The 11,598-nt window shown below is 48.3% G+C and carries 10 protein-coding genes and 6 tRNA genes; 3 read left to right on the forward strand and 13 right to left on the reverse strand.

The genetic code is table 11. The features are described from left to right. The first annotated feature begins 240 nt into the window (after positions 1 to 240). Positions 241 to 816 carry a DUF1579 domain-containing protein gene (locus ACR9Y8_RS11680; protein WP_481213443.1) on the forward strand — a complete coding sequence of 192 codons (576 nt, stop codon included), beginning with the start codon at positions 241 to 243 and terminating at the stop codon, positions 814 to 816. Between the two features lie 101 nt (positions 817 to 917). On the opposite strand, the gene ACR9Y8_RS11685 is transcribed toward ACR9Y8_RS11680, so the two are convergent. The 13 genes from ACR9Y8_RS11685 to rpsU form a co-directional block, all read right to left on the reverse strand. Further along, positions 918 to 4,412, reverse strand: a complete 3,495-nt coding sequence (locus ACR9Y8_RS11685; RefSeq protein ID WP_481213444.1) for a hypothetical protein — start codon at positions 4,410 to 4,412, stop codon at positions 918 to 920. Between the two features lie 200 nt (positions 4,413 to 4,612). Then, positions 4,613 to 5,188 carry a transcription termination/antitermination protein NusG gene (gene nusG, locus ACR9Y8_RS11690; protein ID WP_481213445.1) on the reverse strand — a complete coding sequence of 192 codons (576 nt, stop codon included), beginning with the start codon at positions 5,186 to 5,188 and terminating at the stop codon, positions 4,613 to 4,615. A gap of 2 nt (positions 5,189 to 5,190) precedes the next feature. Next, a complete protein-coding gene (secE, locus tag ACR9Y8_RS11695; protein ID WP_481213446.1) occupies positions 5,191 to 5,382 on the reverse strand; it encodes a preprotein translocase subunit SecE in 192 nt (63 codons plus the stop codon). A 77-nt stretch (positions 5,383 to 5,459) separates the two neighbouring features. Then, positions 5,460 to 5,530 (reverse strand) — tRNA-Trp (locus tag ACR9Y8_RS11700). Between the two features lie 112 nt (positions 5,531 to 5,642). Continuing rightward, positions 5,643 to 6,830, reverse strand: coding sequence for an elongation factor Tu (gene tuf / locus ACR9Y8_RS11705; protein ID WP_481213447.1), 1,188 nt, complete (start codon positions 6,828 to 6,830; stop codon positions 5,643 to 5,645). A gap of 70 nt (positions 6,831 to 6,900) precedes the next feature. Beyond that, a tRNA-OTHER gene (locus tag ACR9Y8_RS11710) sits at positions 6,901 to 6,982 on the reverse strand. 53 nt (positions 6,983 to 7,035) lie between these two features. Then, positions 7,036 to 7,110 (reverse strand) — tRNA-Thr (locus ACR9Y8_RS11715). 97 nt (positions 7,111 to 7,207) lie between these two features. Beyond that, a tRNA-Gly gene (locus ACR9Y8_RS11720) sits at positions 7,208 to 7,280 on the reverse strand. 98 nt (positions 7,281 to 7,378) lie between these two features. After that, a tRNA-Tyr gene (locus ACR9Y8_RS11725) sits at positions 7,379 to 7,464 on the reverse strand. 74 nt (positions 7,465 to 7,538) lie between these two features. After that, positions 7,539 to 7,612 (reverse strand) — tRNA-Thr (locus tag ACR9Y8_RS11730). 231 nt (positions 7,613 to 7,843) lie between these two features. After that, a complete protein-coding gene (locus ACR9Y8_RS11735; RefSeq protein ID WP_145713195.1) occupies positions 7,844 to 8,143 on the reverse strand; it encodes an HPF/RaiA family ribosome-associated protein in 300 nt (99 codons plus the stop codon). A 337-nt stretch (positions 8,144 to 8,480) separates the two neighbouring features. Further along, positions 8,481 to 9,425 carry a tyrosine-type recombinase/integrase gene (locus ACR9Y8_RS11740; protein ID WP_481213448.1) on the reverse strand — a complete coding sequence of 315 codons (945 nt, stop codon included), beginning with the start codon at positions 9,423 to 9,425 and terminating at the stop codon, positions 8,481 to 8,483. A gap of 78 nt (positions 9,426 to 9,503) precedes the next feature. Continuing rightward, a complete protein-coding gene (gene rpsU / locus ACR9Y8_RS11745; RefSeq protein WP_481213449.1) occupies positions 9,504 to 9,701 on the reverse strand; it encodes a 30S ribosomal protein S21 in 198 nt (65 codons plus the stop codon). Between the two features lie 70 nt (positions 9,702 to 9,771). Here rpsU and ACR9Y8_RS11750 point away from each other — a divergent pair, with 70 nt between their 5' ends. Together ACR9Y8_RS11750 and ACR9Y8_RS11755 are read left to right on the forward strand one after the other, a co-directional pair. Then, positions 9,772 to 10,452 carry a riboflavin synthase gene (locus tag ACR9Y8_RS11750; RefSeq protein WP_481213450.1) on the forward strand — a complete coding sequence of 227 codons (681 nt, stop codon included), beginning with the start codon at positions 9,772 to 9,774 and terminating at the stop codon, positions 10,450 to 10,452. A gap of 138 nt (positions 10,453 to 10,590) precedes the next feature. Beyond that, on the forward strand, positions 10,591 to 11,583 hold the full coding sequence (locus tag ACR9Y8_RS11755; RefSeq protein WP_481213451.1) for an NAD(P)H-dependent flavin oxidoreductase: 993 nt from the start codon (positions 10,591 to 10,593) through the stop codon (positions 11,581 to 11,583). The last annotated feature ends 15 nt before the right edge of the window (positions 11,584 to 11,598 follow it).

The raw sequence follows: 11,598 nt of genomic DNA on the forward strand, positions 1-11,598 counted from the left end.
CAAAAAGATTTTAAAGTTGGGCACTCTTTTTGCTTATAGGACAAATTTTTTACAATTCTATTGCAATTCTCCCTCATTTTTATGTTCCTTCCTCAACCAAGGAAACGTGGAAAAAAATTGACTATCCTGTCCCATCTACCGGTCCGCTCATGCTTTTGAAAGCGCAGAACCGCAAAGATACCAATAATTATCCACACCAAAAGTTATCAGTAACTTTAGGTTACACGTAAACACATCTTTATGAAATGTCTGTTGTTATCAGCCTCCCTGCTGCTCCTGTTGCTCCACCATCCGGCACAGGCGCAATCCACAGAGGATCAGGCTGCCCAAAAAGCATGGATGGAGTATATGACCCCAGGCCCCAACCACCAAATGCTGGCCAAAGGAGACGGCGAATGGACCTACGAGATGTCTGCCTGGATGAAACCCGGCACGGAGCCCATGAAAAGCACCGGCTCCTGCGTCAATAAAATGATCCTTGGCGGGCGCTACCAGGAATCCAGGGCCACGGGCACCTTTATGGATCAGCCTTTTGAAGGTTATGGCACCGTCGGCTACGACAACGCCAAGAAAAAGTTCGTGAGCACCTGGATGGACAACATGGGCACCGGGGTAATGTACATGGAAGGCGACTATGATGACGCCTCTAAAACCATCACCTTCACCGGCAATATGCTGGACCCCATGACGGGAAAAGATTGTCCTGTAAAAGAGACCGTTAAATGGGTGGATGACAACACCCAGGTAATGGAAATGTATTCCACAGTAGACGGAAAGGAATTTAAAAGCATGGAACTGACGTTTAAGCGCAAATAGCGCTTAAACAAATTCCAGATCCCAAATTCCAAATTCCAAACCGCGAAGAACGTCGCGAAGATCATTTGGAATTTGGAATTTGGGATCTGGAATTTAGATTTTTACCCTTCCACCTTAGGCGCCTGGGTTTTGAAATTACTTAGCAGCTTAGGCAACAACGGCAGCAGGCTACTCAGGGTGGTGAGTAACACCAGCGCCTTCTTTGAAATATCTTCCTGTGTCAAAAAAATAAAGGCGCTCACCGCTATTATCACCACCAGCAAAGGCGTACGCAGGGATTCCCACAGGCTCTGAGCCTGGTACTCCTTCCGCAGCAGCGCGGTTTCAGCAGTTTGCCGCTGTTCCAGCACGAACTGGCGGAAAACCGGGTCTTTCACGACGATCATCCCATCGCAAACACACAGCGGCTGCCCCTCCCCTGTCAAAGCACTAATCTCCGTCACATTACGGTAATTGGCCAGGCCATCGTTCACCAGGTCCAGCAAGATGATCCGCTGCCTGCCCGTTAAGCGGTTCCAGCAGCTGCGGAATGCTCCGCTTTTCTGTCGCTGCAGCAGGATCATTTTCCGGATTTCCTCATCGGTTTGTCGTACATCTTCGGGGCAGTCTTTAGCACGGGCGCCGAACAGGCGTACAAAATCCAGCAGGAACACCCGTGACGCCGTGCTCCTGATCAGGGCGTAAAGTGCACCTAATACCAGCAATACCGCTGATACCAGGATAATTATATTGTCCTTGTCGCTTAAGAAAAGGTAACGGCGGGGTAGCGACATCGACATCCGGAAGGCCTTTACGCCGTCAGGGAAGCTGCCCGGAGCAGGCACATAATGCAATATACGGGGATCACCTGTCCGCTCTACCGGCTCCCAGAACCAGCTATTGTCTGATGCCTGATTCAACAGCGGGTAGTGCGAAAGCTTTTCATCGCTCAGATCTATATAACCGGTGATATAACTGTAAAAACGCTCCGTAACCCGTGGCCGGTGCGATAGTATAGTATTACGGCGTTCTTCCTTCTCTATGCAGCAGGGCCGGATGCCATAAATACCCTGACGCCAGCAGCGGTCATAATAAAAATGTTGTACCAGGCTGTCCATGCCGTTGAAATTTTTCAGCAGGGTGAGAAAAACAGGCCTTCTCTTGTCCATCGCAGTTGCCATGGATAATTCCTGTGTCTTTACAGACTGCTCTATTTCCCGGTTATGGGCATACCAGGTAAACACCATCATGGGCAGCACACCCAGGCAAAGGGCCAGCAGCAGCACAAAAATGCTGTAATGCCAGAGTTTGACAGGAGGCTGCTCCGGCGTGGTTGCTGCGGGTTCCGGCGGTTGCGCCAACCCTTCTCTGCGAACCAGCCATAGCGCCACGATCAATCCTGTCAAAAAGCCCTGGAGCAGCCAGAACATATACCCGCAGGTTCCACTGCCCACTTCCAGCCTCCAGAAAATATACAGGCTGTATAACAGCATGAGCGACAGATAAAGCCCGATTTTCCCCCTCTTACGAACACTATCCGGATGTTCGAGATGAAGCTGGTAAGCATACAGTACGATCAATACATTCAGCGGAGACACCAGGCCCAATGCAAAGGTCACATAATCGCTAAATAGTCTTCCAAACACACCGAGCGACAATAAGATCGTTAAATAGGTCACCATAAACCATAGCCCGTTCCGGTAAACCGGCGTGTAAACTGCCCTGGGAACGATCCAGGTAAAGCGGGCTGCCAGCGGATCGCGGTACAACAGGGAGCGCCGCGAGAATCCATGGTTGATCAGCAGCCATAACACCATGACCAGGAAGGTGAACAGTGTAAATACCAGGGAGAATGTCAGTATCCGCAGATTCACAGGCCACATTAAGCTGTTGTCGTAATAGGTGACCAGGAAATAAGAGTGTCCGGGCAGCGGGTGCATCATCAGGGCTTGTGATAGCGGGCGGAGGTGTACCGTATACTCTTTTCCATAGCAGTAGGCTCTGCTCAGCGTGTTCTCCTGTCTGGCTTCGATGAGCTCCATAAGGTCATTTGCGTTGTCTGTTTCATCCAGGAAGTTTTCTTTCAGGCTCCTGGCTGCTTCAGCATGGATATATACCTTGCCCTCATTGTCAATGATACAGAAACTATAGCCCGGCGGCAATACGGGCTGCAGCACTGAGTACATTTTAGTGGAGAAGGCAAGCAGCAGCAGCGTATCGATCTGGCTCCTTTCTACAAAGTTGATAACAAAATCGCCGCCCGACCAGCTGTTCACCGGCGACATGAGCGTTATCGCCGTGTCTTCCTGCTGATCATGCCTGTACTGCTGGGAAAAAAATTTGAAATAGTCTCTGTCGCTTACATTGATCAGCATTGCTGCGGAAAAGGCAGATACCTGGAGCCGCCAGCTTTGCATCCCGTTGCCGCTAACCCAGTTTGCCCGCTCAAAATTGTAATAAGGTGTATCAGCGCTGGTGGAAAGCGGGAGGATACGTTTGGTATCTCTGCCAAACACGGTGATAAAAGGCCTGGTACTGTCTGTTTGTAGCGTGTCCTTCAATGCCTTGTCCACGAACCGCAGCTGCTTACGGATCTTGCCTACTTCCATATCTATGGACTGCTCTATTTGTGCCGACAGTCTTTCAACCCCGCTTTGTGCCTCCACGTATCCCCTTGCCAACAGTAGTATCTGCACAATGATCATAGTAATAATGGTGACCCCGCCAAAAACCGCCAGGCCTAGCATCATCAGGTCCGTAAACCGTATCTGTTCATAGGGGCCCATGAGGTAAATCTTCAGGAAAGGCAGGCTGATGAGGATCAGCAGGATAAGGATAATTAACGGATATACCAGGTATACAGGGATACTCTCCAGCCGCTTATGATAGTGGGAAGCTTTCATCAGGCCGCCGAGCACCAGGTGTTCATTATTGAGTGTAAACGGGAAACAGAACAGCTTATATTGGATGCCCTGGATGCTGACATCCGCAATTTGTGAAAAAGTGGTGCCCTTTCTCCGGGCCAGGATGCTATCAGGCTGTATACGGTTGTCAAGGCCAAGGCTGTCCTCCTGGTAAACAATGCTCCCCTGTGCGCTGTCATGCTTTAGTATCAGGTAGTTGTCAAAAAGCTCACGCCGATAGGAAAGGATGTTACCCAGCAGTTTGTCTACCGGGAGTTCCAACCGGGCATAAATGCCTTTCCCCGGTTTTATTTCATACTCCAGCGACTGATTTTTTACACGCGCGACGGTGGCAACGGATTCAGTATGAGTCAGTCCCTGCAGATCCACGTCTCCCTCAATGAAGTCAGGCCGTACCTCCTGGGGAAGCTTGTTCAGCGCTTCCTTAATACTATCTACATTTCTTAATGGCGTTTTCCTGAATTCTCCGCCGACATTGTTGGTATACAGCTTGAGCAGGTCGGTGTTACGTTCGGCTATATTCCTGGAGATAGCGCTTAATATGCGAAACCCGTACTGGTGCAATTGCTGCTTGTTCTCCGGGATGTAGTAGAGGTAGTAGAACCCCAGGATGGTACCAAGCACAAACACCAGCACGATCACAATATATGTATTGCGCCGTTGGGGTAACAACGTTTTTAACTGGGCCGACATCTTAGCTGATTTTGGGGTTGAATGATTGTCCGTTCGTTTTTGCTATGCCTGCTCTAAAGTTAAGCTACTACAAAGTTAAGTATTTGGGATAGTATGAGGATCAGGTATTTATACGGGATTCCGGGTGGTATTTTCCCGTAAAATAAAAGCGCCACAACCTGTATAGATTGTGGCGCTAATAATATAAGGTGCTAATCTGCTTAGCTGATCTTTTCTACCTGCATGAAGTTCAGCTCTACAGGGGTAGCGCGGCCGAAGATCTTTACGGTTACCTTCAGTTTTTTCTTGTCTTCAATTACTTCTTCGATAACGCCGTTGAAGTCGTTGAACGGACCATCAATGATCTTAATGGTTTCACCTACGATGAAAGGTTCGCTCATGGTGATACCCTGATCGCTCATTTCGTCCACCTTACCGAGCATTTTGTTTACTTCGGCTTTGCGGAGGGCGATGGGATGATCTTTACCCAGGAAGTGTATCACGCCGGAAACGTTGCGGATAGATTGGATCACTTCGTCGGTCATTTTACCGTCAATCGCTTCGATCATTACGTAGCCGGGGTAGAAGTTCTTTTCGCGCATCACTTTCTTACCGGCCTGCACTTTATAAACTTTTTCTACGGGCAGGAAAACCTGAGTGATAACATTACCCCAGTCTGAACGGCGCACCTCAATATCCAGGTACTCTTTCACCTTCTTTTCCTTCCCACTTACAACGCGGAGAACGTACCATTTTGTTTCCTTTGTTTCCTGAGCAGGGTTATTGGATGCATCCATTGTTAAAACAGTTTATAATATTGAGTAAGCACTACGTTGGAAAGTGCATCCATGCCCCATACGATGAGAGTGATGATAACGGTAGCTATCAGCACGATCATGGTAGAGGACTGCAGCTCTTGCCATGTAGGCCAGGATACCTTATGTACCAGCTCGTGGTAAGACTCCTGAAAATAACTTCTGATCTTGTTCATAGTATAAAGTTAACCTTTTAAGGTTACTGTAAATGGTGAAAAGTGAATAGTCAGACTATTCACCTTCACCTTATCAGCACGGGCAACAGGATTCGAACCCGTATCAACGGTTTTGGAGACCGCTATTCTACCATTGAACTATGCCCGTATAAAAAGCCATTAGCGGTGTGCGTCTTAGCTGTTAGCAAATCTACGACAAAACCCGCTAATCACTAATTGCTAAATGCTAATGGCTTTTTTATTGATTATGAGATACTTACTTATTTGATGATCTCAGTTACCTGACCTGCACCTACTGTACGGCCACCTTCGCGGATAGCGAATTTCAGACCTTTATCCATGGCGATAGGCTGGATCAGTTTTACAGTCAGAGACACGTTATCACCAGGCATTACCATTTCAACACCTGCAGCCAGTTCAACTTCACCGGTTACGTCAGTTGTACGGAAGTAGAACTGAGGACGGTATTTGTTGAAGAACGGAGTGTGACGGCCACCTTCATCTTTGCTCAGTACGTAAACTTCGCATTTAAATTCAGTGTGCGGAGTGATAGAACCGGGTTTGCAGATAACCATACCGCGACGGATCTGAGCTTTTTCAATACCGCGCAGCAGCAGACCGGCGTTGTCACCAGCTTCACCTTCGTCCAGCAGTTTTTTGAACATTTCCACACCTGTACAGGTAGAGTTCAGTTTCTCAGGCTGCAGACCTACGATCTCAACAGCTTCACCCACCTTGATACGGCCACGCTCGATACGACCGGTAGCAACGGTACCACGACCAGTGATAGAGAATACGTCTTCTACAGACATCAGGAACGGCTGATCAACCGGGCGGGGAGGCAGCGGAATGTAGCTGTCTACAGCGTCCATCAGTTCGTCGATAGCACCTACCCATTTAGCATCGCCAGCCAGCGCACCGGTAGCAGAACCTTTAATGATAGGAGCGTTGTCACCGTCGAAACCGTTTTTAGACAGCAGATCGCGGATCTCGATCTCAACCAGTTCCAGCAGTTCAGGATCATCAACCAGGTCAACCTTGTTCATGAACACTACTATACGAGGTACACCTACCTGCTTAGCCAGCAGGATGTGCTCTCTTGTTTGAGGCATAGGACCATCTGTAGCGGCAACCACCAGGATAGCACCGTCCATCTGAGCTGCACCAGTGATCATGTTCTTCACATAGTCAGCGTGGCCCGGACAGTCTACGTGAGCGTAGTGACGGTTAGCAGTCTGATACTCTACGTGTGCTGTATTGATAGTGATACCTCTTTCTTTTTCTTCAGGAGCCGCATCGATCTCATCGTAACCTTTCTTCTCTGCCAGACCCTTGTTAGCCAAAATGGTTGTAATGGCAGCAGTCAAGGTAGTTTTACCGTGGTCCACGTGGCCGATGGTACCAATGTTTACGTGGGGTTTATCCCGCTTAAAGGTTTCTTTTGCCATTGTATTTTCTTTTTAGATGGTTTGTAAAGATTGTATTAATAGTTGTTTTTAAAACTGTTTTACAAACTTGCGCAGTTGATGAGAATTGAACTCATGTCTTACCCGGTTACGAAAGCGAAATCCGGGGCTGCTCTGCCACTGAGCTACAACGCTTAGTTATGCTAAACTTGATCAGCAGGTCCTACGGGAATTACTGAAACAATGTTGGAGCTGTTGATGAGAATTGAACTCACGACCTCTTCCTTACCAAGGAAGTGCTCTACCCCTGAGCTACAACAGCTGGTGAAAATCTTGAAAAATACAGCTATCGTATCACAACAGCTTATTCTACGAGCGGGAGACGATCCGCCAACCGGCGGACGCGACCTGCTTTACAGAGCGGGAGACGAGGTTCGAACCCGCGACCTACAGCTTGGAAGGCTGTCGCTCTACCAACTGAGCTACTCCCGCATTTGTATTATTTCCAAAAAATCAATTCCAAAGAACAAACGTTATTCAACAACTAAGTTCCGCCTCTGCTTGTGGGCAAAAGCGGAACTCACCCTTGTTGGTGGGCAGGAGAGGATTCGAACCTCTGAAGTCGAAAGACAGCGGATTTACAGTCCGCCCCATTTGGCCGCTCTGGAACCTGCCCCAGTAATTTCTCAAATCTCAAATACAATATTCAAAACCGGAACGAAATTTGTCCTCCTTTTGAACTTGCCTCTGAGCCAGCAGAGGGATTCGAACCCCCGACCCACTGATTACAAATCAGTAGCTCTGGCCAACTGAGCTATGCTGGCATACCAAGTATCTTATCACAAGGTATCCGTAAAAGGAAGCGCAAAAATAACAGCTTTGTTGAAATCTCAAAATTGTTTTTTCAGCCCCGGGACACTCTTCATTTTTTACCTGATCTGTTTTGGCTAAAATGCCCTACAGTAAAGAACTTTACTACCTTCACCGATCCCTTTTTTGATCGGGATGGCAAAGGTAGTAAAGAGGTTAATAACTTCAAAATTATTTTTCAGGATTTATTGAAATTTCTTTTCTTTTTGCCGCTTGATCTGATTTACAGCGGCATTGAAGGCGAGGTCGAAGGATTCTTCAAAGGACTTAGACTCATGTTTTACAAAAAGGTCGTGGCGAGGGATACGGATCTTTATCTCAGCTATCTTATCCTTAATCTGGTGGGCTACGTTGTCTAACTTAAGAAATACATCCACACTGACAATGCGATCATAGAAGTTCGAAAGTTTCTGGATTTTTTTGTTCACATGATCAATTAGCTTGGAATCTGCATCAAAGTGCACCGTTTGAATTTGAACGTTCATGACACTAAATTTTTTAATATTTAACAATCTCAATTCACGTGGGTAATCATACTTTCATAGGCTCTCTGTTTTAAAATGATTATGTGAAGAACTGCATTACTAATTTATAAATTTTTGCCGTCATTAGCACAATTAAAACCTAATAATTTGTTAACATTAGAAAAACAGTGGTCAGTCGTTAGTCGTCAGTCATCAGTCGTTAGTTGTCAGTTGTTAGTTGTCAGTTGTCAGTGACCAGAGCGAAGTTGTTCTCGGGGACAGCACGTAAAACGTCTCTCCACGCTATTCTACTGACAACTGACAACTAACAACTAACGACTAACGACTAACGACTGAATTACGCCTTCGGATGCGCCTGTTTAAACACATCCTTCAGCTTCTCGATCGTATTATGGGTATACACCTGGGTGGCGGCCAGGCTGGAATGGCCCAGCAGTTCCTTGATAGCGTTGATGTCCGCCCCGTTATTGGTGAGATGGGTAGCAAAGGTATGCCGCAGCACGTGCGGACTTTTACGGGTGATAGTAGTGATCTGGTGGCGGGTAAGATAATCCCGCACAACACTGTATACATATTTGGGGTACAGCTTCTTGCCGCTTTTGGGATGGGCCAGCAACACCTGGGGCGCCGGATCTTCCAGCTCACGGCGCTTACGGGCCATATAGTCCTTTAGCTGCTGCAGCAGCTCCCGGCTGATGGGGATGATCCGCTCCTTGTTGCCTTTTCCCAGCACTTTGATCGTCAGGTTGCCGCTGTCAATATTCCGTTCTTCCAGGTTAATCAGTTCAGACAAACGGATACCTGTATGGTACAGCAGGTCAAACACCAGCCGGTGGGTAACCCCTTCCAGGTCGTCTGAAAAGATGGGCGTGCCCTCCTCCCCGCGGCGCATACTGCGGTTATCTTCCATGGCCTGCATTCCCTTTTCGTCTATAAACCCGGGCAAACGGCGGCTTACCTTAGGGGCCGACACCTTTACCATAGGCGTCTGCAGTATCAGGCCCTGCCTGACACTATACTTGAAAAAAGATTTGAGTGCGGATATCTTGCGGTTAACGGTCCTGGGCTGCTGTTGCTCCTGTATCAGCACAGCCAGCCAGCTGCGGATATGCAAATGACCAATAGCAGGCAGCTCCAGCTGTCCGTATTGTTTCTCCAGGAACTGAAAGAATTGATGAAGATCCTGCCTGTAAGCGGCAAATGTGTGCGGAGAATAGCGCTTTTCAAGCTGAATGTAGGATAAGAACCGGTCTACTACCGGATGTAGGATATCTTCGCTCAACGCAAAAAAATTGATGATTGTAAAGTTATTAAAAACCTTACAATCATCAAGTATTTTTGATGCGTAAGCTACGCCTGATTAATCTTCAAACTTGCCACTGGCCAGCTGCTGCTTGTAAACAGCTTTCAGCACCTCGTTACGGCGCTTAACAGAAGGCTTGGTGAAAGACTGACGAGAGCGCAGTTGCAGCAGTATACGCGCTTTTTCAAACTTCTTCTTGTACTTTTTCAGCGCTTTGTCAATGTTTTCGCAATCTTTAGAATCGATGATCAACATAATAAATGCTCCTTTAATAATTTTTAGGGAAGGCAAAGATAAAACAATGTTTTAGAAATTCAAAATAGATATGCAGATATGTAAGCCGGCTGCGCATGCGAATATACAAATGTCTAAAATCCCTACCTTCGTCTCTATGTTTACCGGTATCATCGAATCATTAGGAGAAGTAATATCCACCAAAAAAGAAGGCGGCAACCTGCTTATCACCATCGGTTCCGGCCTGACACCCGAGCTGAAAATAGACCAGAGCATCGCCCACAACGGGGTTTGCCTCACCGTGACCCGCCTGCTGGACAATGCATATGAAACCGTCGCCGTTGCAGAAACCCTCCAGAAAACCAACCTGGGCCAGCTTACTCCCGGCCAGAAAGTGAACCTGGAAAGGGCCATGCTCTTCAACGGCCGTATAGATGGGCACCTGGTACAGGGCCATGTAGACAGCGTAGGCGAATGCCTGTTCGTCACCCCGCAGGATGGCAGCTGGGAATACCGCTTCCGCTATCCCGAAGCATTTGCAGCCCTGCTGGTGGAAAAAGGCTCCATCTGCCTGAACGGCATCAGCCTCACCATATTTAATGTGACCAACCAGGAGTTTTCCGTCGCCGTTATTCCCTACACCTACCAGTATACCAATATATCTGCCGTTCAGGCGGGCCATACCGTTAACCTGGAATTTGATATATTAGGGAAATATGTGGCCAGGCAACTGCAGGTAAGTAGTTTACAGGCTGCCACCGCCGCAAGATGATACTATTTTACCCAAAAGCCTCCGCTGCAAGGAAACAGCAAGGATACAGCAAGGATACTGCAAGGATAAAGCAAGGAGAAGAGGGGGAAAATAGTATCTGTTCGACGGTTTTCCAGAAAAGCACAACCCGTTTAAATAATGAACCTCCTCAACACCATTCACCCCATCATCCAGGCGCCCATGTTCCTGGTCAGCAACGAGGCCATGGTGAAAGCCGCCATGGACAGCGGCATCGCCGGCACTTTTCCCTCCCTCAATTTCCGCAAAGAGGGAGAGCTAAAAGCGGTGCTGGAACGCCTTAATGAACACCACAGCCGGTTATCCACCCCGGGCACCTATGGCGTTAACCTGATCGTTCAAAAGACCAACCCGCTATATGTTAAACACCTGCAGGACTGTGTGCAGGCCCGTGTGCCCTTTTATATCACCTCCCTGGGCAACCCCAGGCAGGTGGTAGAAGCCGCCCACAGTTATGGCGGGAAAGTACTCTGCGACGTTACCAACCTGCAGCATGCCGAAAAAGCAGCCCAGGCAGGATGTGACGGCTTCATTGCCGTTTGCGCGGGAGCAGGCGGACATGCAGGCCCCTACCCTATGCATGTACTGGTACCCGCCCTGCAAAAGGCCTTCCCAGATAAATACCTGGTAGCCGCCGGTGGCATTGCCAGCGGCCGCCAAATGGCAAGCGCCCTGGTGCTGGGCGCACAGGCCGTGTCTATCGGCACCCGCTTCATCGCCAGCGTGGAAGCTTCCGTAAGCGATGCCTACAAACAGGCCATCCTGGAATATGGTATGGAAGACATCGTACTAACGGAACGCCTTTCCGGTACTCCCTGTAATATTATTAATACGCCGGCCGCAAAAAAAGTAGGCTATAAACAGAACTGGTTCGAAAAAATGCTGAGCCGCAACCCGCGTACCCGTAAGTATTTTAAAATGCTGGTACAGCTGCGGGGCATGAAAAAACTGGAACAGGCCGTTCGCCCCGGCTCTTACCAACACCTGTGGAGCGCCGGGCAAAGCGTGGAAATGGTGAAGGATATCATCAGCACCCGTGAGATAGTAGACCGCCTGATGCAGGAGCTTCAGGGCTCGTTCGACGAAGTAAGCGCGCTGCGCCAGAAAGTATAAACGCCGGATTCTGGA

The organism is Chitinophaga sp. SVR4-12A, assembly GCF_056754765.1.